Origin of the sequence: Streptomyces griseoaurantiacus (genome assembly GCF_036189845.1) — a bacterium.
Lineage (GTDB): Bacteria > Actinomycetota > Actinomycetes > Streptomycetales > Streptomycetaceae > Streptomyces > Streptomyces griseoaurantiacus.
Map to the genome: position 1 here is coordinate 3,323,548 of NZ_CP108326.1, position 19,627 is coordinate 3,343,174.

A 19,627-nucleotide genomic window follows, 5' to 3' on the forward strand; every position below is an offset into this window, starting at 1 on the left:
GGTGGACCTTGTCGGTCAGGTCGTCACAATCGCAGCCGTCGTGATCGGTGCGTTGACGACGCACCTCACGAACCACCTGTTGGAGCGGCAGCGCGTCCGGCACGTTCTGCTCACCCGTTGGGACGAACGGAAGCTGGAGACGTACGCGCAGTACGTCGACGCCGTGCGTACGTGCATCTACAGCGCCGTGGCGCTGTACGAAGCGCGTACCGGTCTGGCCCGGCCGATCCGCCCGAACGATCGCCTCACGGAGGACTTAACGGATGCGGAGGCCGCGCGGAGCAGGGCTTTCGAGCGGGTGATGCTCCTCGCCCACGAGGACGTGATTGAGGCCGCGCACGAGGTGAACACCGCGACGAAGGCTGTGGACTGGCGAGCACGCGGGACAACGGACGGGCCGCTGTCGGAGTGGCGAGACCTCAACCGTGAGGCGTTCCGTGCCATCAACGCGTTCCACGAGGCCGCGCGCGCAGACCTGGGTGTGCTGGGCACGTTCCAGAGCGCGGACCATTCGGCCCGCGCTCTGATTCTTCCGGAGAGCCGGCGGGAGAGTCAGCCGCCGGCCGCCGGGGAGTAGGACCAGTTCGTGGCCGCCAACGCCGCGGCTCGCGCTTGGATCACCGTCATACGGGCCTCCCGCTCGGCCGGCGCGGTATGTGCGGCGTCACTCGTGACCTGGCCGGGCCACTTCCGGTAGAAGAGGCCGGTTTCCGCGTGGAACCACCCTGTGCTCACGGCGCTGAGCGCGAGGAGCAATCCGGTGTCCTCGCTCGCAGGGAGAGCCATCCAGCCGCCGAGCGCCAAGAGCAGGTCCCTGCGCACAGCCAAGGTCGCGGGATGCACAGGGGCGCGGAAGTCGTGCGTCTGCCAGTACTCGAGGACGCTGCCCCGAGCCAGTTCCCCCTCGGGCGGGTCCCCCTCGAATCCCACCGTGCTGCCGTCCGGAAGCAGGTCGAGCACGCGGGACGTGGCCCAACCGATGTCCGGTCGCCGCTGGAGAGTGTCAATGTCTCGGGCGAGCGTGCCGGGCGGGAGCTGATCGTCGGCGTCCAGCACCTTTACGATCTCGCCGCGCGCGCGGGCCAGGCCAAGCATGCGCGCCATCGCGGCTCGCCCCGAACGGCCCTGCCCGAACGACACCCGGGCATCGTCCGGCACGTGCGGCTCGACGTCTGTGCTCTCGCCGTCCTCCTGCACGATCCACTCCCATGCCCACCCGGGCGGAAGTTCCTGTGCGAGCAGGGACTTGTACGCGTCCGGGAGGTAGTGCGCGCCGGGAGCGTGCACCGCCGTAAGGACAGAGATCGTCTGTGTGGGAGCCACCGTCACCACTTCCGCAGAGGGGTCACAAAGGTCAGTTCGGTCCGGTCGCCGGGGAGGATGACCCGCGAGTACTCCACGACTCGGCCGTCTGTCGCTCTCGACGTCTTACGGAGAACGAGGACGGAGACACCCGGAGAGACTGCCAGTTCCTCGGCTTCTTCGACCGTAGGCGGCCGGGCAGTGACCTGCTCCTCGATGGAGCCGAGTTCAATACCAACGGTGTAGAGCTGGTTCTGTGTACCGCCCGGCCACGGCTCCTTGTCGGCGTCCAGGAGCTCCGGGTTCGCCGCGACCATGTCGTGTACGAGGTACGAGGAGACGAGCGAGAAGGGTGCGTCTTCATCCCGCTGCCGCGTCCGGTAACGCCGTTCGAGCAGCCGCGTCCCTACCTCGACCCCGAAGACGCCGGCTAGTTCGTCGTCCGCCGCGATCTCGGCGTACTCCGCATGAAAGACGAGGTCGGAGAGGGTGAGACCGGTGTCGTGCTCCGTCGATCCCGTCTCGGCACGCTCCTCCAGAGGGTTGCGAGCGCGGTCCTTCTCCCACTGGTGTCGTTCGTTCGACCGCAGGTTGCGGGTCCGCTCCTTGCGCACGAAGGTGCCGCGGCCGTGGACGCGCTCAACAAGCCCTTCGGCCTGAAGCACGCTCATCGCCTGCCGCATCGTCGGCACGCTCACCCGGTACTTCTCCGCGAGCGCGGTTTCCGCGGGCAGCCGTTCCCCAGGGGCCGGCCGCCCGCTTCGGATCTCTTCGCGCAGTTCATCCGCGATCTTCTCGTACCGCTTCGCCATGCGATCTCTCCTCGCTTCGTAGCCCCCACAGCCTAAGTCCTCATGAGGTCTTGACGACTGACTGCGACACAGGCCATAGTCGTGGCCAACTCCTAAAGAGGACTTCTCCTCAATAGGAGTTGAGGTCTTGCTATTCCTGTGTCCTTGCGGCGCGAGAAAGCGAGCGAACGGCAGAGAGCGGGGACGCTGCAACTCCGCTAAAGGCCAGGTGGAACAGGGCTTCGGCCCGTACTGGCGAGGTGGCCCGGTGACCGCGAGCAACGGCCGGAGGGTGGGGACGTGGTCCCCCTTGCAGTGCTTTTTCGTGCCCCTTCGACCGACGGGAGATCCGATGCACCAACGACAACTTCGGGCGTCGCCGTGATGGACCAACCGGCGGCGCCTGTGCAGCACTTCGGTCCGCCTCTGGCTTCGCAGCGTTGACGCTGCGGCCGGCTGCCTCTCCCACCCGTCCGGCTCGCGCTTTGAGCGTGGGGCCGTACGGGTGGGAGCGCGGGGAGCCGGAAGCACCGCTCCACAACAGGAGCGGTCCCCGGGATGCACCCCGGGGACCGCGTACAGGCACCTGTATAGGAGGCACCTGTGGTCACCAGTCTGACAGACGCGGAGCGGGCGGAACTCGCCCGTAAGGCGGCTGAGGCGAACAAGCGCAGCGAGGACAACGCCCGGGCTCGGGGTGGTCGTTGATGGCCAGCGCTGAGCACGAGCGGACCAAGCCGCCGCTCCCCGTTCGTCCGCCCCGACCCCATCCGCACGCGGCCTGAACGGCCGCCGCTTTCACCGCCCCGATGGTCGCAGGCCGGGTTCGACTCCCGGCCGGGGCACCACCCCCGCCGCACACGCGGCAGGGCCCACCCACAACGGCGAGCACCCCCGGAGCGGCTACTCCGGGGGTGCGGTTCGGGCCGTTGCCACCTGCAAGGGAGAACACGACCCAATGGAACACATCGTTACTGTTCGGGACGCTGTTACCGCGTTCGCCGACTACTTGGAGCCGACGAACGCGGAGCTGGACGCGATCGAGCAGGAGATGCCCGTCATCCTGGCGGACGTCGACCTTCTTGACGCGCACATCGCCACCCTGGACCGCGCCCCGAGCGAGTTGGACGAGCGCCGTATCCGCCGGGCCCGGCGTCGGGCGTTGGCCGCGCGGGTCACGCTGGTCAACCGCGCGGCCGGTGCGAGCGTGTCCGGGGGTGCCGCGTGAGCACGACCAAGCTGACCAAGGTGCAGACCGGCGTGCTCGCGGCGGCTTTCGTGCCGATGCTGGCCACCGGCGTGGTCGGTGGGATCGGCACCTACAGCAACATCGGCCACGCCTACGGCGCCGGTACCGCTCTGGGGGCGCTTGCCGCCGGCGAGGGTGCGACGGCCGTCCTCGCGCTGGTCCTGCTCGGTCTGACCATGCTGGGCCAGTCCTCGCCGCGGATCGTGCGGGCGGGGCTGTGGGCGCTGCCGGCGGGGGCCGCCGTCATGGGCGCGATGGCTGCGCCCGACCTCGGCCGCACGGTCATCTACGCCCTGACTCCTATGGGCATGTCCGTCTCGGCCGAGGGCATGGCGTTCCTGGCCCGGCGGATCGTGGTGCACACCGACGGCCGCGACGCCGAGAACGAGCGGCGCACCGCCGACCTGGTGCAGGCGCTCGCCTACCACCGGGCCCGCGCCGCCCACCACCCCAGCGACCGGGTCAAGAAGTGGTCCGAACGCAAGTCGTGGCGGCTGGCCCGCAGGGTCGGGATCGGTGATGTGGCGCTCGGATCGAGGCTGCTGGACGTCCAGCGCGATCGGATTACCGACGGCGCGGACGCCGCTCTCGCGTCGATGTTCGTCGGCGTGAGCGCCGTGCCCGCCCTCGATCCGACGCCGGACGCGAATGCGGAGGAATCTACCGACACCATGAGGAAACGGTCTATGGCTGACCTGCCCGGATCGACCCCGGCGCCGGTGGTCACTCTCGCCCGGTTGACCGTGCCGGAACCGGTCGCGGTCGACGCGGGCAAGTCGATTCCCCCCAACAAGCCGCTGCCCGCCATCCCCGCCCCGACTTCCGCCCCGATCGAGACGCCGAAGCGGCGGAGCGTGCCGGCGGAATCGACCCGGCCGCGAGGGACGACCGGCCGTGTCCCCGACGCGGCGAAGTCGCCCCGTCCCAAACGCACCTACGCGCAGTTGCTGAGCGAGGCACGCACCGCTATGGAGGGTCTGCCGGATGGGAAGGTGACTGCCGAGGGCATCCGCCGTGCCGTCCGCACCTCGCCGGCGAACGCCCGCAAGCTGCGTGACGCCCTGCGCGCCGAGCGGGCGGGAGCGAGCGCATGAGCCCCATCACCCTCGCCGCCGCCGCGCTGCCCGCCGTCGCGTGGGTCGTGCACATCATGTGGATGGTGCGCCGCCTGCACACCGCGCGCCGTGACCCGCTTACCGGGCTGTGGACGCGGGAGGGCTTCACCCGCCGGGCCCGCCGTCTGCTGCGCGACAAGCGAGCGGTCGTGGTGCTGGCGGACGTCGACCGGTTCAAGCAGGTCAACGACACCCACGGCCACGCCGCTGGTGACGCCCTGCTCGCCGCCGTCGCCGGCCACCTCGCCCACAGCGTCGGCCGTGACGGGGTGGTCGGCCGACTGGGCGGGGATGAGTTCGCCGCTGTCCTGGTCGACCGCGACCACACGGCACCGGAACGTCTCGCCACCCTGGCCCGCGTCCTCGCCCGTCCGGTCGACGGGGCCCCCGAAGTGCACACCACCGTGTCACTGGGTTGGGTGCGCCGATCCGATCACCCCGGCGAAGACCTGTCCGCCCTGCTCGGGCGGGCCGATGAGGCGATGTACGCGGCCAAGCGCACCCCGCGCGGGCTGCGCCGGGCGCGGATCGGCCGTCTCCTCGCCTCTGTTGCCGGGCGCCGGTCCGGCCGGCGAGGTGCGGCATGAACACAGCGCCGGTGAAGTCGTTCAGCTTCGGCGGGGGTGTGCAGTCCACGGCCGCCCTGGTCCTCGCTGCGCGGGGTGAGCTGGACTACCGCACGTTCCTGATGGCGAACGTCGGGGACGACTCCGAACACCCCGGCACCCTGCGCTATCTGCGTCAGTACGCCATCCCCTACGCCGACAAGCACGGCATAGAGCTGGTCGTGCTGGACCGGGTGATGAAGCGGTCGGGGGAGGTCCGCACCCTGTTTCAGGACCTCACCCGGGAAGGCTCGCGGTCGCTGAAGATCCCGGTGCGGATGTCGAACGGGGCCCCTGGCACCCGCTCGTGCACGGCCCAGTTCAAGATCAAGGTCATCGCCGACGAACTCAAACGGCGCGGTGCCACCAAGGACGCCCCGGCCACCGTCGGCATCGGGATCAGCCTGGACGAGATCCAGCGTGCCAACAACCGGCGGTGCGAGCCTCACGAGCGGATCGAATACCCGCTGCTGGAACGCGGTATCCGCCGTATCGACTGCGCTCGCATCATCCGCAGCGCGGGCCTGCCGGTGCCGCCGAAGTCGTCGTGCTGGTTTTGCCCGTTCCACCGCCCGGAGACGTGGCACGACATGCGCCGCGACGAGCCGGAGCTGTTCGAGAAGGCGTGCCAGCTCGAAGAACTCCTCAACCGGCGCCGCGACGAACTCGGCAAAGACCACGTCTGGCTCACCCGGTTCAACCGGCCCCTGCGGGCCGCGATCCCCGACGGAGTCGACACCCTCCCCTTCGACGAATGGGACTCCGGGTGTGACTCCGGCTGGTGCATGACCTGACACACACATTCATCTGCGGGCCCGGCCGCTCACCTCTCACAGCGCCGGCCGGGCCCGCCCGTACCTCCCCTGTTCAGGAAGGAACCCTCAGTGAAGCACCCCGACGACGACGAACTGTTCAACCGACTCGAAGCCGAGATGGCCGGCACCCGGGCCGACGTGGTCGACCTCGACAAGGCCCGTGCCGCCCGCGAAACCGACCCCGCCGATGTCGAGTCGGAGGACCCGACCGTGCCCGTCATGGTCGACCGCCCCGCCCCGGCCGTGACCGGTCCGGGCTACCTCGGTCGGCTGGCCGGCGCCAAGCGGCGGGACGTGGTCCCGCTGTGGCTGCGCTCGGTCGCCGAACTCAAGACCGCTTCCGCGTGGGTGGCCCGGCACTACGCCCACGCCACCGGCTACCACGCGCTGCGCACCCCGGTCTACGCCGCCCGCCTCGCCCTGCAGGCCCCCACCGGTCTGGCCCGCTTCGTCGGCGGCACGATGCGGTGGATGGCCGACCGCGAGGGCGAGCCCGTCCGCCTCGCCGCGGTGCGCCGCGAGGACGCCGCCGAATACCTCAAGCTCTCCCGCCAACGCGACGGCCGCGTCAGGCTGCGCACCCTGGTGGCCGTGCTCGGCATGTTCGTCGGCCTCGCTCTCGCGCTCGCCCTGTACGTGCTCGCCCCCGGCTGGCTGCAAGCCGTCTCGGTCAGCGCCCTGGTCCTCGCGCTCGGGGCCCACGGCCGCAAGGCGGACGCACCCGTCATCCACCGCGCGGTGGAGCTGCCCAAGGCCAGCAAGCTCACCAGCGACATCGTGCTGCGCGCGCTGGGAGCGATCGGCATTCCGGCGATCAATCAGGCGCAGTCCAAGGGCCGGGACGGGTTCGAGTTCACCGCCCCCATCACCCGCGACGGCCCCGGCTGGCGCGCGGAGGGAAACCTCCCCTTCGGCGTGACCGTCACCGACGTCATCGAGAAGCGCGAACGCCTCGCCTCCGGCCTGCGCCGCCCGCTGGGCTGCGTGTGGCCGGAAGCGGAGTCCGAGGAACACCCCGGACACCTGGTGCTGTGGGTCGGTGACCAGACCCTGAAGGCGGCGCCCAAGCCCGCATGGCCGCTGCTGAAGTCCGGCACGGTCGACCTGTTCAAGCCCGTCGCCTACGGCACCGACCAGCGCGGACGCTGGGTCGCGGTCACGCTCATGTTCATCGCCGGCATCATCGGCGCCATCCCCCGCATGGGCAAGACGTTCCTCCTGCGTCTGCTGCTGCTCATCGCCGCCCTCGACCCGCGCGCGGAGCTGCACACCTACGACATGAAGGGCACCGGCGACCTCGACCCGGTCGGCGAGGCCGTCTCCCACCGCCACGGCGTCGGCGAGGAAGACGAAACCCTTCAGTACGCGCTGGCCGACTTCCGCGCGCTGCGCGAGGAGCTGCGCCGCCGCACGAAGGTGATCCGCTCCCTGCCCCGGGACATCTGCCCCGAGTCCAAGGTGACCAGCCAGCTTGCCGACAAGCGCTCCCTCGGTCTGCACCCGATCGTTGTCGGGGTGGACGAGTGCCAGGTGATGTTCGAACACCCCGAGTACGGCAAGGAGTTCGAGGAGATCGCCACCGACCTGGTCAAGCGCGGCCCCGCCACCGGGATCGTGCTGCTGCTCGCCACCCAGCGCCCGGACGCCAAGTCGCTGCCCACCGGCATCAGCGCCAACGCCAGCACACGGTTCTGCCTCAAGGTCATGGGCCAGACCGAGAACGACATGGTCCTCGGCACGAGCAGCTACAAGCGCGGGGTACGGGCCACGATGTTCGCGTGGGGCGACAAGGGCCTGCACTACTTCGTGGGCGAAGGCTCCGACGCCCGCATCGTCTCCAGCACGTTCCTTGACGCGCCCCTCGCCGAACGCGTCGCCGCCCGCGCCCGCAAGGTGCGGGACAAGGCGGGGATGCTGTCCGGCTACGCGCTGGGGGAGGCACCGGAGGCGGTCACCGGCCCCACCTACGACCTGCTCGCCGACGTCGCCGCCGTCGTCCCCGAGGGCGAGGAGCGAGTGTGGAACGAGCGGATCGCCGCCCGCCTCGCCGAACTGCGCCCCGAGGTCTACGGCGGCTGGAAGGGCGAGAACGTCACCAGCGCCCTCAAGCCGCACGGCATCCGCACCCGCGATGTCGCCGGCACCACCGAGGACGGCACCCGCACCACCCGACGCGGCATCGTCCGCGCCGACCTCCTCAAGACGATCGCGGAGCGTAACGAAAAGCCGGGCGCCGCGTAGGGCCGAACCGGTGCTACCGGTAGCACCCACACCTGCTACCGGTAGCACCCCCGCTAGCACCCCAAACCCGCACCCATCTGCGATCTAGTGCATAGCACCCCACCAGCGAAAACCCCAGGAAACCCGCCCGGAGGGCCCCCGATGACCCCCGTCCTCACTGCTATCGCCTGCCTGATAGTCGTCACGCTCGGTTACAGCGGACTGTGTGTGGCCTCGCCGTTCGGCAACTGCCGCCGCTGCCGTGGCATGGGCCACCAGCTCACCACCGACCGCAAGGGCCGCATGAAGCGCGGCAAGGACTGCCGCCGCTGCCACGCCACCGGCAAGCGCATCCGTACCGGCCGCTGGCTCTACAACCGCTGGGCGCGCATCTACCGCGCCGGCACCGACACCCCGGGAGCGTCCCGATGATCCTGAACATCTCCGCCGTGCTGCTGTTCGGCGCCGCCTCCGCCCTCGCCGTCCGCACCCGCTCCGCCGGCGGCGGCGCCGCCCTCGTGCTGTTCCTATTCGGGTTCTTCACCGCCGGAACCGGCGCCTACGAGCCCATCCACAACCTCGTACAGGCATCCGCCGACGCCCTGACCGCCCTCGGCAACTGAAAGAGAGACCCGACCGTGAACGACCCGACACTGCCCGCCCTCACCCACCACACACCGGCCCAGACCTACGCGCCCGCCCCGGCCGCCGTCGAACTGGCCGCCGAACGCGCCCCCGTGGTGTGGGTGCCCGACGCCTACGGACGCATGGTCCCCATGCCCAAGCACCTCGCCCCCGCCCCCGTCGTCCGCCCCGAGCCGCGCGACCTCACCCCGCTGCCCCTGCTCGACCCCGTCGCACAGCGCTTCGTCGGCGCCGGAATCGGCGGCGGCGCCCTGGCCGCCGGCACCGGCTACGGCGTGGGCGAGATCGTCAACGCCGCCGCCGGCATCGGCTCCGGGGCACTGATGTGGGCCGCGCTCGCCGTCCTCGCCTGGCGCCTCCCCGTCCGAGGGATCACCGGCGGACGCGGCAGCACCGTCAACATCCGCAAGGCCGTCATCAAGCGCAGCACCTTCAACGGCTGACCGGGGACAGGACATGAACCGCCCCTCTGCCCTCGCCGGTGCCGTGGCCCTCGCGGTCAGTGCCGCGTTGCTCGCCGGATGCGCACCGCCCGACGGGCCGCCCGGAGTCGTCATCGACAAGACGAACCCCTGGTCGCCGGCGACCAAGACCCGCCGCTACTTCCTCACCGTGACCACCGCCGACGGCCGCCGTACGCATTTCCGGGTCTCGCTCGGCGACTACCGCCACTGCGTACGCGGCGCCCACTACCCCACCTGCACGAAAGGCTGAACGTGTTCGAGATCCGCATCATCTGTGAGCCGGACGACACCGACCGCGTCACCGCCGGACTCAGCGGCGCGTTCGCCGCCGGCGCCGTCCGCCAGTACCCGGCCCGCGACAACGACCGCGTCCGCCTCTACATGACGGCCGACCACCGCCCCGAACCGGGACCGTGGCCCACCCCGGAAAACGCGTACGCGCACGCCCCCAGCATGGTCCGCGAAATCGGATGGACCGCGCAGACGGCCGCCGACAAGCCGTTCGGCACAGAGCTGGGCCGTGAGTTCTGGCTCCGCAAAGCCGCGCTGCTCGACCGCATCGCCCTGAGCGACGAACACGACGGCTCCCCCGGCGACGCATCCGAGGTGGCCACCGAAGCGGCCCGCCGCCTCATCGCGCACGACCAGAACGGCCCCGGTAACTACCACGGCGCCCCGTACTGGCCCGAACACCCGGCCACGACCGCCGACCCCCGCGGCTACGTCCGCCAGGAATACGCCCACTGGGCTGCGAACCACTAACCACGCCACGGGCGGCCCCCACCTCTCGCCAAAGAACGAGGGGCCGCCCGTGCCAACCAGTCCACAACAGACCTGTTGGAGGCACCCAGCATGACCCAACCCTCCCCCATCCAGCGAGCACCCGGCCGTCCCCCGCTGGCCGTCGCGCTCGCACTGGCCGCCGTCGGCGTGCCAGTGCTGCCCCTACGCGAGGGCAAGGTGCCCTTCGGTAACTGCCGCCGGTGCGCGGACAACGCGTGCGGCGGCCGGCCGAACATGAAAACCCCCGGCCCCTGCCAGTGCCCCGGTGTCTGCCATGCGTGGGCCGCCGCCACCACCGACCCGCACGTCATCACCTCGCCCAAGTGGGCGGCGGCATGGCGGCACGCGGTGTGCGTCGGCTACCACCCCGGCGGCGCCGGGCTGACCGTCGTCGACCTGGACGACGCGGCGGCCGTCGACTGGGCCCGCCAGACTCTGCCCGCTACGCGGACGGTAGAGACGACGCGCGGTGAGCACTGGATCTACCGGGGCGCCATGCCCTCCCGCAACGCCGTCCGGCCCGGTGTCGACATCAAGTCGACCATGTCCTACGCCCGCTACCTCGGCCCCGGCACCGGCCCCCTGACCGCCCTCCCGGAGACCGTGCGCGCACTGGCCGTGAAGACGCCGGCGCCCGCCCGTCCGGCACCGGCCGTCGCCCTGCCCGCGAGCATCGGCGGCGCGTGCCCGCACCGCACGCCCGCCTACCTAGAACGCGGCATCCTCATGGCCGAGCAGCAGATCACGGAAGCATCCGGCGCTGTGCACGCGACGGTGTACCGGACGTTCCTGGCGGTGCTGTCGCGGCATGGCCGGTGCGGCTGCCTCACCGACGCCCACGTCACCCGGTTGTTCACCGCCGCGCAGGCCAAGGGCGAGAGGGCCCGGCACTGCGCGGATGCGTGGACCAACGCCCGCACCACGTTGGGACTGTGACCATGTCCGACGACGACAAGACCCCGGCACGCGAGATCATCACCGACTACGCGCAATCGCACTTCCGGTACTTCCGCACCGCCGACGGCACCGTCTACGCACAGCGCAACGGCCACCCCGTGGCCCGCCCGATCCGCTCTCAGGGCACCACCGGAAGTCACCGCCAGGAACTCATGGTCGGACTGTTCCGCGACGGCGTCGGCGTCTTCAACGGCACCGCCATGAAGGAAGCACTCGACCTGATCGAAGCACTCGCGCTGACCGAGGACGTCCAGCCCGTACACATCCGCGTCGCCCCCGGATTCGACGGGGCCACGTGGCTGGACCTCGGACGGGCCGACGGGCAGTCGGTGCGCATCCACCCCGCCGGGTGGGACATCCGGACCCCGGACCCGCGGGAAGTGTGCTGGCGACGTACCCAGCTCACCGGGGAACTCCCGTTGCCGGTGAAGGACACGAACGGCAAGGGCATCGATCTGTTGATGCGGCTGTGCAACTTCGCCACCGCCGAAACCGAGTGCCTGGCCATCGCCTGGCTCGTCGGCTGCCTCGCCCCGAACGTGCCCGTCCCCGCTCCCTTCCTCACGGGCCCGCAGGGCGCGGGAAAGTCGACGGGCGGGCGGATGCTGGTGCGGATCATCGAGGGCATGACCGGCGACCTGCGCCGCGCGCCGAAGGACGAGGAGAACCTCATCACCGCCGTGGCCGCCGGATGGGTGACCGCGCTCGACAACCTCTCCCACATGACCCCGGAACTCTCCGACGCGATGTGCTGCATCGTGACGGGGGCGGAGAACGTCAAGCGGGCGTTGTTCACCGACGGGGACGTCTTCCGCATCGGCTACCGCCGCCCCCTGCTGCTGACCGGTATCGACGTCGGTGTCATCCGGCCCGACCTCGCGGAACGACTCCTGCCCCTGCGGCTGGAGCGGCCCCGGGTGCGGCGCACGGAGGCGGAACTGTGGTCCGACTTCGCCGAGGTCCTGCCCGTCATCCTCGGCTCGCTCCTGGACCTCACCGTTCAGGTGCGAGCAGCGAACGCGGACATCCCCACGGATCTGCGGATGGCGGACTTCGCGCACCTGTGCGCGCAGCTCGACGCCGCCACCGGGCTCGGGGCGCTGGCCGCCTACCGGGCCAGCCTGGATGACCTCAATGACGACGTCATCGAGGGCGACCTGTTGGCACAGACGGTCCTCAAGCACGCGGCCGGCGCCATCGCGCCGGGGGCCGAGCAGCGGATGACGTCCGCCGAATGGCTGCACGCCCTCACGGGCCTCTACAGCGGCGAGGAATGCCGCCCTCTGCCCAAAGGGTGGCCGACGACCGGGAAGGTGCTCTCGGACCGTCTCAAGCGGCTACAGCCCACCCTCGCGGCCCGGGGTGTCCTCATCGACTGGGGACGCACGAAAACGTCCCGCTACATCGAGATCACCCGGCCCGCCGCGTCGGCGGCGTCGGAGCAGGAAGCGGCGTTCTGACCGCCCGGCACCCCGGACCGCCGGGGACAAGCAAGAGGAGCACCCGGCGACGCGTGCTCCTCTTGCTGTTCGGCGGCACCGCCGCCCTGCAACAGACGCGCCGCGAAGCGGCCCCTTCTTCACGCTCCAAGCCGCGCACCACAACAGGCACCACCCCCCTTCGTCCTAAGTAGGAAGATCCTGCGTCACCTGCGTCACCCACGTCCCGTAAACCGGCGCTGACCTGCCGGAAGACGGGTGACGCAGACCCCCGAATCCTGCGTCACCTCGCGTCACCCGCGTCACCCGGTGACGGACGCCCGCGTCACCGATGACACACCCCCGTTCCGCTGCGTCACCGCGAAACCGCAGGTCAACGCAGCGAATGACGCAGATGACGCGGGTGACGCAGAAATCCACACCTCGGACAGGCGCAAGCCCTGGGAACGCCAAGCCTTTAGGAGACACCCGGATGAGCACCGTGATTGCGGCTCACGTCGACCGTCTGCTCTACACCCCCGAGGAAGCCGCCGAAATTCTCAGCTTCGGCCGCTCCACCGTCTACGAACTCATGGCCGCCGGCCAGTTGAAGTTCGTCAAGCGAGGGCGCTCTCGCCGCATCAAGCGGAGCCACCTCGAAGAGTTCGTCAACACCCTCGAACCACAGTCCAACTGATCGCGCAGCGCGAAAGGGACCCCGGGCCGCCCGCCCGGGGTCCCTTCGCGTGTTCGGAGGAGTACATGAGCCCCCGCAAGCCCAACATGGAATCGTCCGTCTACTTCGGCGCTGACGGATGGTGGCACGGCCGCGTCACGATGGGCGTCAAGAACGACGGAAGTCCCGACCGGCGTCATCGCCGCGGTAAGACCGAGGCGGAAGTGCGCCGCAAGGTGCGCGCGCTGGAAGCGCTGCGCGACAAGGGGCGCGCCCCGAAAGCCGGCCGCAAGCCCACCGTGGCGCAGTGGATGGAGACGTACCTGACCGAGATCGCGAGTCTCAAGCTGAAACCGCGATCGCTGGACGACTACTGGTCCAAGACGCGCAACGACATCATCCCCGGGGTTGGACAGCACCGGCTCGACAAGCTCGCCCCGGAGCATCTGGAACGGATGTACCGCGCGATGCTGGACGAGGGACACGCCCCGTCGCACGTCCTCAAAGTGCACCGCATCCTGTCCCGCGCGCTCAAGATTGCCCACCGCCGCCGGATTATCAGCGAGAACGTGGCCACGCTGGTGGACCCGCCGACCGTGGACGAGACGGAAGCGAACCCCTTCACCACCGAGGAAGCCAAAGCCTTCCTCGAAGCAGCGGCCAAGCGGCCCACTTTCATGCGGTGGTGCGTCGGCGTCGGCATGGGATTCCGGCAGGGCGAAACGCTCGGGCTGCGGTGGGCGTACGTCGACCTCGACAACGAGCTGTTCCACCCGCAATGGCAGCTCCAGCGGCTCACCTGGCGCCACGGCTGCACGGACCCGCACGGCTGCGGGGCCCGGCTGCACCGCTTCGAGCCGTGCCCGCCGGACTGCGCGACGCACAAGGGCTACACGCGCGGGTGCCCGAAGCCGTGCCCGAAGGGCTGCACCCGCCACGCGAGCACGTGCCCGGAGCGCAAAGGCGGCGGGCTGGTCTTCACCCGGCCCAAAACCAAGAAGAGCAGGAATCCGGTACCGATCCCGCCCCCGTTCCTCCCCTACCTGCTCGCGCACAAGGAGCGGCAGGACGCCATGCGCGCGGCGGCCGGCGAGGACTGGCAGGAGTCCGGGGCCGTATTCACCCGGCCCGACGGCCGGCCGATCGACCCCCGTCACGACTGGCAGGAATTCAAAGAGCTGCTGGCCGAAGCGGGCATTGATGACCGCCGCCTGTACGACGGCAGCCGTCACACCGCCGGGACGATCCTCAATGAGCTGGGCGTCGACATGCCCACCATCATGGAGATCCTCCGGCACACCCAGATCAGCCAGACACGGCGCTACGTCAAGGGCCGCTCCCACCTCTCCAAGGACGCCATGCAGCGCATGGGAGACGCCTTCATGCCACGCCAGGAACCCCCCACTGAGACCACAACTGAGACCGGGGACCGCCGAGCCGAGCGCGCGCGGCGCCGCCGTCGCGTCCGCTGAACACGAAACCCCAGCTCAGAGCACGTCTGAGCTGGGGTTTCAGTGGAGCCCCCTGTCGGATTCGAACCGACGACCTACGCATTACAAGTGCGTTGCTCTGGCCGGACTGAGCTAAGGAGGCGTGCGCGTCCCGGCGCGCGGGCGTGCGTGTGCAGTGTACCCATCGGGCGTACGGGGGCCGCCGGGTATTGCCGCGAAGTTCACAGGCCCGGAACTACTGACAGATCAGGTGAACTCCAGGTAGCGTCCTGTGCCAGTTCACTCGTGTGGACCACACCACAACGGAATCAGCCGTAGTGGCGCACCACCTTCCACAACGGATCGTCCGGCACGTTCCTGCCGGTAGAAGGGGGCCCATTCACCATGGCCACTGTTCAGTTCGACAAGGCGACCCGTGTCTACCCGGGTTCGACCAAGCCCGCCGTCGACGCGCTCGACATCGACATCGAGGACGGCGAGTTCCTCGTCCTGGTCGGTCCGTCCGGTTGCGGCAAGTCCACCTCGCTCCGCATGCTCGCGGGCCTGGAGGACGTCAACGGAGGCACCATCCGCATCGGTGACCGCGACGTCACCCACCTTCCGCCGAAGGACCGGGACATCGCCATGGTGTTCCAGAACTACGCGCTGTACCCGCACATGACCGTCGCCGACAACATGGGCTTCGCGCTCAAGATCGCCGGCGTCAACAAGGCGGAGATCCGGCAGAAGGTCGAGGAGGCCGCCAAGATCCTCGACCTGACGGACTACCTGGACCGCAAGCCGAAGGCCCTCTCCGGTGGTCAGCGCCAGCGTGTCGCGATGGGCCGCGCCATCGTGCGTGAGCCGCAGGTCTTCCTCATGGACGAGCCGCTGTCCAACCTGGACGCCAAGCTCCGTGTCTCCACCCGTACGCAGATCGCCTCGCTGCAGCGCCGTCTCGGCATCACCACCGTCTACGTCACCCACGACCAGGTCGAGGCCATGACGATGGGCGACCGTGTGGCCGTGCTCAAGGACGGTCTGCTCCAGCAGGTCGACTCGCCGCGCAACATGTACGACCGGCCGGCCAACCTCTTCGTCGCGGGCTTCATCGGCTCCCCGGCGATGAACCTGGTCGAGGTCCCGATCACCGACGGCGGCGTCAAGTTCGGCAACAGCGTCGTCCCGGTCAACCGTGACGCCCTGAAGGCCGCCGCCGACCGGGGCGACCGCACGGTCACCGTCGGCGTCCGCCCCGAGCACTTCGACATCGTCGAGCAGAACGGCGCCGCCGCCACCGCGCTGTCCAAGGAGTCCAAGGACGCGCCCGCCGGTCTGGCCGTCTCCGTCAACGTCGTGGAGGAGCTCGGCGCCGACGGTTACGTCTACGGCGCCGCCGAGGTCGGCGGCGAGACGAAGGACCTCGTGGTCCGCGTCAACGGCCGCCAGGTGCCGGACAAGGGTGCCCAGCTGCACGTCGTGCCGCGGCCGGGCGAGACCCACGTGTTCTCCACCTCGACGGGCGAGCGCCTGTCGGACTGATCCGGGCGCCCGCACCGCCGTGAAACCGGCGGCCGCGAGGATTCACCCGAGATGACGAAAGAGGGCCCCGCAACGTGTTGCGGGGCCCTCTTCGTTGCCCTCGAAAGCCCCGGAAAGACCCCGGCAGACCGGACGTTTCGAGCGGTGTGCGTCAACCTCGTACCCCGAATCCGGGGGTTCGACATCCCCCGAACCGGTGACGGAATGTCCCCTTGTCATCACCGCACGCTACGCTCACTCGCGTGAAGCACTCCACTACCTCGCGGACACGGCGCGGTCCGGGCCCCGCCCGCCGGATCGGCCGTTCCCTCGCCCTCGTCCTGCCCGTCGTCATGGTGCTCTCCGGAACACTCGCGGTCACCCGGGTCAACTGGTCCGGCAGTTCCGCCGACTCGGTGCTGGCCGCGTCCGACGCCGAGGTGTCGGGCCCCGCCGGTCACGCCAAGACCCGCGCGCCACAGGACGTGCTGCGGGACAAGCTCCTGCTCGAGATGCAGGAGAAGGACCCGGCCGTCGCGCTGACCCACCTCCAGCAGGCGGTCGACGAGCGCCCCTCACTGGCCAGGCACTGCGCGTCCATCGCCCGCTCCCTCGGCCGCGCGGCGGTGCGCGTCTACGGCCCCACCCGGGCCCAGTCCTACGCCCGCCCGGTCTGCGACACGGCGTTCGCCACAGGCGTGGCGGCCTTCGCGGGCTGACCCCCGGGCATGGGCTGACCTCCGGGCACGGGCTGAGCGACGCGCTCGACCACAGCGCGCTCAACCACGGTGCGCTCAACCGCAGCGCGCTCAACCAGAGTGGGCTCGCCCGAGACGCGCGGCCTCGTGCGCCCATGACGGCAACGGCCCCGCACCCGTGAGGGACGCGGGGCCGTCGGGCGCGAGCACAGGGAAGGGCCCCGCCTAACCTAGGGGCATGACCGATCCGACCACCGCCTCCCGTCCCCGCCAAGCCGTCATCCTGGCCGGCGGCCAGGGCAGTCGGCTGCGCCCGTACACCGACGACCGTCCCAAGCCGATGGTCGAGATCCCCGGCACGGGCACGCCGATCATCGGCCACCAGCTCACCTGGCTCGCCGAGGCGGGGGTGAGCGATGTCGTCGTCTCCTGCGGACATCTCGCCGAGGTCCTCCAGGAGTGGCTGGACTCCGCCGACCTTCCCGTCGCGGTCACCACCGTCGTCGAGACGGAGCCGCTCGGCCGCGGTGGCGGCCTGAAGTACGCCGCCGCGCACCTTCCCCGGCCCGACCGCCCCTGGTACGCCACCAACGGCGACATCTGGACCCGTTTCCCGCTGCGCGACATGGCGGACTTCCACACCGAGCGGGACGCCGCGGCGACCCTCGCGCTGGCCCGCCCCCGCATCCCCTGGGGCGCCGTACAGACGGACGGCTTCGGCCACATCACGGACTTCATCGAGGCCCCGCCGTCCCCGTTCGAGGTCAACGCGGGCGTCTATGTCTTCTCCCCCGGGTTCGCCGACCTGCTGCCCGAGCGGGGCGACCACGAGCGCACCACCTTCCCCCGGCTGGCCCGGGAACGGCGTCTGGCCGGTTTTCCGCTGCCGCAGGGTGCGTACTGGCGTGCCATCGACACGGCGAAGGACCTGCGGGAGGCGGCGAAGGAGCTGGCGGGTCTCGCTCGCTGAGCCCGCCCACGATCAGGTCTCCTCCCTGCCGCCGCGCCGCCACGCCTCAGCCCCGCCCCTCACTCCCACGGGCACAGCCACGAGCACGGGCGCGCGAGCTCACGCGGGCGAAGGTCCACACGACGGGCGGGGCCCCGCGCGAAGTCCGCGCGAGGCCCCGCCCGTGTCATGGCCGACGGAGGGCGTACGGGCCCTACCCCAGCAGCCCGCCCACCAGCCGGCCCGAGCCGCCGGACCCGTTGGAACCGCCGGACCCGGATCCGCCGGTACTGCCGGCGCCGCCACTCGTGGTGCTCTCGGCCCCACCCGCACCGCCCGCGGTGGACGGCCCGGCGCTGGTGCTCGGCGCCTGCTGGGCCGGTGCCTGGTTCCGTGGCGGCGCCTGGCCGGCCGTGCCCTGGGTCTGGCTGGGCCGGCCGCCGTTCACGGTGCCGGCGGTCCGGCTCGCGTCCGACGCCGTGGCGGAGTGCGAGGGCGAGGAGGTGGCGCCCTGGGTCGGCGCCCCGGCGGAGGCCGAAGGGTCGGCCTTCCGCTGCCGCTTGCCCGGCGTCTCCGGCAGCGGGGAGCCGGGCTGCTCGTTGTGCGGTGCCTCGCCGGGCCCCGGCACGACGACCCGGTCGGCGTCCCGCACCGCACCACCGAGCAGCGAGCCGATGAGCAGCGTCAGACCGGTGACGACGGCGGTGATCAGTGCGCCCCGGCGCAGCACGTACCGGCGCAGGTCCCAGATGTCGGAGCGCGGGCCGAGCCGGCGCCAGGCCCCGGCGGCGAGCCGCCCGTCGATCGAGTAGACGGGCGCCCCGGCGATGACCAGCGGGGACCAGGCGGCGAGGTAGATGATGTCGGGCGCGTCGTAGACCGGGACGGTCTTCCAGCTCACGGTGACGATGAGGGCCGCCGAGAGACCGACGCCGACGACCGCGGCGACCCGCTGCCACAGCCCCAGCACGGTCAGGACGCCCACGAGCACCTGCAGGAACGCGATGACGAGCCCGGCGCCCACCGGGTGCGCCAGCGCGAACTGCCGCAGCGGTTCGGCCGCTTCCCAGGGGTGCAGGGAGTTGAGCCACTTGACCATGGAGCCGCGCTCGCCGCCGTCGAAGTAGACGGGGTCGCACAGCTTGCCCATGCCGGCGTAGATGGAGATGAAGCCGAGGAAGACGCGCAGCGGCAGCAGCACCACGCCGAGGTTCATCCGGCGGCCGGGGTAGTAGGCGTGGCGCACGTCGGCCCCCGAGGGGCCGGTGCGGTCGGCCGCCTCGTCCTCGGCGTCCTCGGCGGTTCCGTCGCCGTAGCCGTCGTGGTCCTCGTGCTCGTCGTAACCGCCGTAGCCGCCGTGACCGTCGGTGCGGGACGCGTCGTGTCCGGAGGCACCGTACGAGCCGTCCTCGTACGCGTCCTCCTCGTACGCGCTGCCCACGCGCCGCATCTGCGGCAGCAGGCGGGTCCCGGCGGCGGAGTCGGGGGTGCGCTGGCCGCCGACGACGGGGGTGCGCACCGTGGCGCCCGCGTCCTCGTGCCCGCCGTCCCCGTCCCCGGAGAAGGCGTCGACGCGGGGGATGACCTGGGTGGCCCCGGCGTCGCCCGCCGGTTCCTCGCCGTGGCGCACGCCCCCTGCCCGCACGGCCTGGAGCAGCCGGTGGGCACCGGTGTCGTCGGGGGCCGACCGGCCGCTCCAGACGACGGGGCGACGCCGGGCCTCTCCGGGCCGGCCCGCCGGGCGCGCGGCGCCCTGCATGGCGCTCACGTGCCGTGCGACGGCGGCCGAACGGGCGCGCCGGGTCGAGGCGCCCAGTTCCACGCGGAAGCTCGCGTGGTTGACGACGACCTGCGCCGGATCGCTCGGCACCTTCACCATGCTCAGCGCGGGAGTGTCGTCCGGGGCCGGCGTACCGAAGCCCGACGCTCGGTCACCCGAGGGTGTGCGGGGTGTTCTGGTGTCCACACTCATCTAACCGAGTGACGTGT

The 19,627-nt window shown here is 70.9% G+C and carries 21 protein-coding genes and 1 tRNA gene; 18 read left to right on the top strand and 4 right to left on the bottom strand.

From position 1 onward, the window contains the following. The first annotated feature begins 1 nt into the window (after window position 1). Window positions 2-577, top strand: a complete 576-nt coding sequence (locus tag OHB09_RS14715; RefSeq protein ID WP_191854836.1) for a hypothetical protein — start codon at window positions 2-4, stop codon at window positions 575-577. Here the strand turns inward: OHB09_RS14715 and OHB09_RS14720 are convergent. Continuing rightward, window positions 553-1,323, bottom strand: a complete 771-nt coding sequence (locus OHB09_RS14720; protein WP_191854837.1) for a glycosyltransferase family 2 protein — start codon at window positions 1,321-1,323, stop codon at window positions 553-555. The genes OHB09_RS14715 and OHB09_RS14720 overlap by 25 nt on opposite strands. Window positions 1,324-1,325: 2 nt before the next feature. Then, window positions 1,326-2,114 (bottom strand): GntR family transcriptional regulator, encoded by a 789-nt coding sequence (locus OHB09_RS14725; RefSeq protein ID WP_319350792.1) that lies wholly within the window; start codon window positions 2,112-2,114, stop codon window positions 1,326-1,328. A 937-nt stretch (window positions 2,115-3,051) separates the two neighbouring features. Here OHB09_RS14725 and OHB09_RS14730 point away from each other — a divergent pair. The 14 genes from OHB09_RS14730 (at window position 3,052) to OHB09_RS14795 (ending at window position 14,512) form a co-directional block, all read left to right on the top strand. Next, entirely contained in the window at window positions 3,052-3,321 is a 270-nt protein-coding gene (locus tag OHB09_RS14730) for a DUF6284 family protein (protein ID WP_191854839.1), read from the top strand. Further along, on the top strand, window positions 3,318-4,436 hold the full coding sequence (locus tag OHB09_RS14735) for a conjugal transfer protein (RefSeq protein WP_191854840.1): 1,119 nt from the start codon (window positions 3,318-3,320) through the stop codon (window positions 4,434-4,436). Before OHB09_RS14730 ends, OHB09_RS14735 begins: the two co-directional genes overlap by 4 nt. Next, complete coding sequence (locus OHB09_RS14740) at window positions 4,433-5,044, top strand: GGDEF domain-containing protein (RefSeq protein WP_191854841.1); 612 nt, start codon at window positions 4,433-4,435, stop codon at window positions 5,042-5,044. Before OHB09_RS14735 ends, OHB09_RS14740 begins: the two co-directional genes overlap by 4 nt. Continuing rightward, window positions 5,041-5,856, top strand: a complete 816-nt coding sequence (locus OHB09_RS14745; protein ID WP_213088808.1) for a phosphoadenosine phosphosulfate reductase — start codon at window positions 5,041-5,043, stop codon at window positions 5,854-5,856. Before OHB09_RS14740 ends, OHB09_RS14745 begins: the two co-directional genes overlap by 4 nt. 90 nt (window positions 5,857-5,946) lie before the next feature. Beyond that, window positions 5,947-8,118: a cell division protein FtsK gene (locus tag OHB09_RS14750; RefSeq protein WP_191854842.1), complete on the top strand. Its 2,172-nt coding sequence runs from the start codon at window positions 5,947-5,949 to the stop codon at window positions 8,116-8,118. Between the two features lie 141 nt (window positions 8,119-8,259). Next, entirely contained in the window at window positions 8,260-8,529 is a 270-nt protein-coding gene (locus OHB09_RS14755; RefSeq protein ID WP_191854843.1) for a hypothetical protein, read from the top strand. Continuing rightward, window positions 8,526-8,720: a hypothetical protein gene (locus tag OHB09_RS14760; protein ID WP_191854844.1), complete on the top strand. Its 195-nt coding sequence runs from the start codon at window positions 8,526-8,528 to the stop codon at window positions 8,718-8,720. The genes OHB09_RS14755 and OHB09_RS14760 overlap by 4 nt, the downstream gene beginning before the upstream one ends. Window positions 8,721-8,735: 15 nt before the next feature. After that, window positions 8,736-9,185 carry a hypothetical protein gene (locus tag OHB09_RS14765; protein WP_191854845.1) on the top strand — a complete coding sequence of 150 codons (450 nt, stop codon included), beginning with the start codon at window positions 8,736-8,738 and terminating at the stop codon, window positions 9,183-9,185. Window positions 9,186-9,198: 13 nt separating this feature from the next. Further along, the gene (locus tag OHB09_RS14770; RefSeq protein WP_191854846.1) at window positions 9,199-9,456 is read left to right on the top strand and encodes a hypothetical protein; all 258 of its coding nucleotides are present in this window, start codon (window positions 9,199-9,201) and stop codon (window positions 9,454-9,456) included. 2 nt (window positions 9,457-9,458) lie between these two features. Next, window positions 9,459-9,968, top strand: a complete 510-nt coding sequence (locus OHB09_RS14775; RefSeq protein ID WP_191854847.1) for a hypothetical protein — start codon at window positions 9,459-9,461, stop codon at window positions 9,966-9,968. A 90-nt stretch (window positions 9,969-10,058) separates the two neighbouring features. Beyond that, window positions 10,059-10,925, top strand: coding sequence for a bifunctional DNA primase/polymerase (locus OHB09_RS14780; protein WP_191854848.1), 867 nt, complete (start codon window positions 10,059-10,061; stop codon window positions 10,923-10,925). Window positions 10,926-10,927: 2 nt separating this feature from the next. Beyond that, window positions 10,928-12,406, top strand: coding sequence for an ATP-binding protein (locus OHB09_RS14785; protein ID WP_191854911.1), 1,479 nt, complete (start codon window positions 10,928-10,930; stop codon window positions 12,404-12,406). A 451-nt stretch (window positions 12,407-12,857) separates the two neighbouring features. After that, a complete protein-coding gene (locus tag OHB09_RS14790; RefSeq protein ID WP_191854849.1) occupies window positions 12,858-13,061 on the top strand; it encodes a helix-turn-helix domain-containing protein in 204 nt (67 codons plus the stop codon). A gap of 65 nt (window positions 13,062-13,126) precedes the next feature. Then, on the top strand, window positions 13,127-14,512 hold the full coding sequence (locus OHB09_RS14795) for a tyrosine-type recombinase/integrase (protein WP_191854850.1): 1,386 nt from the start codon (window positions 13,127-13,129) through the stop codon (window positions 14,510-14,512). A 43-nt stretch (window positions 14,513-14,555) separates the two neighbouring features. Here OHB09_RS14795 and OHB09_RS14800 read toward each other — a convergent pair. Then, window positions 14,556-14,633: transfer RNA gene (locus OHB09_RS14800), tRNA-Thr, on the bottom strand. Window positions 14,634-14,875: 242 nt separating this feature from the next. On the opposite strand from OHB09_RS14800, the gene OHB09_RS14805 reads away from it, so the two are divergent. The 3 genes from OHB09_RS14805 to OHB09_RS14815 all read left to right on the top strand — a co-directional run bounded on the left by OHB09_RS14805 (window position 14,876) and on the right by OHB09_RS14815 (window position 17,659). Continuing rightward, complete coding sequence (locus OHB09_RS14805; RefSeq protein WP_006139055.1) at window positions 14,876-16,012, top strand: ABC transporter ATP-binding protein; 1,137 nt, start codon at window positions 14,876-14,878, stop codon at window positions 16,010-16,012. 242 nt (window positions 16,013-16,254) lie between these two features. Next, window positions 16,255-16,710 (top strand): hypothetical protein, encoded by a 456-nt coding sequence (locus OHB09_RS14810; RefSeq protein ID WP_040894516.1) that lies wholly within the window; start codon window positions 16,255-16,257, stop codon window positions 16,708-16,710. A gap of 217 nt (window positions 16,711-16,927) precedes the next feature. Further along, window positions 16,928-17,659: a nucleotidyltransferase family protein gene (locus tag OHB09_RS14815; protein WP_006139057.1), complete on the top strand. Its 732-nt coding sequence runs from the start codon at window positions 16,928-16,930 to the stop codon at window positions 17,657-17,659. Between the two features lie 193 nt (window positions 17,660-17,852). On the opposite strand, the gene OHB09_RS14820 is transcribed toward OHB09_RS14815, so the two are convergent. Then, on the bottom strand, window positions 17,853-19,610 hold the full coding sequence (locus tag OHB09_RS14820; protein WP_328922087.1) for a DoxX family protein: 1,758 nt from the start codon (window positions 19,608-19,610) through the stop codon (window positions 17,853-17,855). Window positions 19,611-19,627 lie beyond the last annotated feature (17 nt).

Excerpts from the sequence above, each read along its gene's own strand:
- OHB09_RS14725 (WP_319350792.1), bottom strand. The coding sequence starts at position 2,114 with ATGGCGAAGCGGTACGAGAAGATCGCGGATGAACTGCGCGAAGAGATC.
- OHB09_RS14730 (WP_191854839.1), top strand. The coding sequence starts at position 3,052 with ATGGAACACATCGTTACTGTTCGGGACGCTGTTACCGCGTTCGCCGAC.
- OHB09_RS14740 (WP_191854841.1), top strand. The coding sequence starts at position 4,433 with ATGAGCCCCATCACCCTCGCCGCCGCCGCGCTGCCCGCCGTCGCGTGG.
- OHB09_RS14745 (WP_213088808.1), top strand. The coding sequence starts at position 5,041 with ATGAACACAGCGCCGGTGAAGTCGTTCAGCTTCGGCGGGGGTGTGCAG.
- OHB09_RS14755 (WP_191854843.1), top strand. The coding sequence starts at position 8,260 with ATGACCCCCGTCCTCACTGCTATCGCCTGCCTGATAGTCGTCACGCTC.
- OHB09_RS14760 (WP_191854844.1), top strand. The coding sequence starts at position 8,526 with ATGATCCTGAACATCTCCGCCGTGCTGCTGTTCGGCGCCGCCTCCGCC.
- OHB09_RS14770 (WP_191854846.1), top strand. The coding sequence starts at position 9,199 with ATGAACCGCCCCTCTGCCCTCGCCGGTGCCGTGGCCCTCGCGGTCAGT.
- OHB09_RS14780 (WP_191854848.1), top strand. The coding sequence starts at position 10,059 with ATGACCCAACCCTCCCCCATCCAGCGAGCACCCGGCCGTCCCCCGCTG.
- OHB09_RS14785 (WP_191854911.1), top strand. The coding sequence starts at position 10,928 with ATGTCCGACGACGACAAGACCCCGGCACGCGAGATCATCACCGACTAC.
- OHB09_RS14790 (WP_191854849.1), top strand. The coding sequence starts at position 12,858 with ATGAGCACCGTGATTGCGGCTCACGTCGACCGTCTGCTCTACACCCCC.
- OHB09_RS14795 (WP_191854850.1), top strand. The coding sequence starts at position 13,127 with ATGAGCCCCCGCAAGCCCAACATGGAATCGTCCGTCTACTTCGGCGCT.
- OHB09_RS14805 (WP_006139055.1), top strand. The coding sequence starts at position 14,876 with ATGGCCACTGTTCAGTTCGACAAGGCGACCCGTGTCTACCCGGGTTCG.
- OHB09_RS14815 (WP_006139057.1), top strand. The coding sequence starts at position 16,928 with ATGACCGATCCGACCACCGCCTCCCGTCCCCGCCAAGCCGTCATCCTG.
- OHB09_RS14820 (WP_328922087.1), bottom strand. The coding sequence starts at position 19,610 with ATGAGTGTGGACACCAGAACACCCCGCACACCCTCGGGTGACCGAGCG.